Below are 920 nucleotides of genomic sequence, written 5' to 3'. Positions count from 1 at the left end.
GTCGTGGTCGGCACCCCCAGTGACGGGCTACCCATCGCAGTTCCATTCACATCGAACTGTTTCATCGCATCCGCCAGACTGGTCACCGCCAACGCCACAGGACTCAGTGTCGGCGCAGGTGCTGCCCCGTCTGCCGATGCTGCCGCCATGTCAGACTGCGACAGCCCCGCATCCACGAAGGACCCCATCGCTTGCGCCATGCTGCTAACTTGCGCACGCATCGCACTGGTCAACGGCACGGGCTCCACCGCCGGTTGCGCCTGGATCGTCGCGATCGCCTGTGTCTGCGGTACCGCGACAGGATCTGCCACCAAAGTTGGGACAGGTGTTGTCGTGTTCAGTGCGGCAATCGCGCTGTCCACCGAACTAGCCCCCGCCACTGGCGTCCTGTTGGCCTGGAACCAGACGTCGGCCGCATCGTGGGTGACGCCGTCGGTCGTTTCGTAGCTCGATGTCAGACCCAGGATGTTTCCGTTGTCGGTGCCTGTGCCGGCAACCGCATTGAGGTTGATCTTGGCGATGCCCAACTCGGCCAGGGTCTTGGTCTCACCCGCACCACTGATGCCATCCGAGTTGCTGTCAATCCAGACCCTCAGATCGCCGTAGATCGCATCATCGCTGCTGATCACGCCGTCTCCATTGGAGTCCATCTCTCTGAGCGCAGCGTAGCCATCCGACGCTTTCTCGCCATTGGACAGTCGGGTCGATGAACCGAAGAGTTCGGAGCCATCGTTGATCTGTCCGTCATGGTTGCGGTCCAGTACCAGCAATCCGTCGCCACCACTGACCCAGCCCGTATTGATCGCTGCACCATCGTCAAACAAGTCGAACTTGACGCCAGCGTCGATGCTCTGCGTTCTCACACCGTCTCCGTTCAAGTCCAGGATGATGGGCGTACCCGTCGTCAGGTATTGGTAGGC

Annotated in this window: 1 protein-coding gene; it reads right to left on the bottom strand. The window is 61.1% G+C overall.

What is annotated here, in order from left to right; genetic code table 11:
- Nucleotides 1-920, bottom strand: a 920-nt coding sequence (locus AC1DZ5_RS21520; protein WP_477892850.1) for an EF-hand domain-containing protein, incomplete at both ends; no start/stop codon positions are given.

The sequence above is a fragment of the Rhodoferax sp. P1_F3 genome (assembly GCF_056405715.1).
Note: the sequence above shows the minus strand (reverse complement) of the source record. Positions and strands in the feature narration are given on the sequence as shown.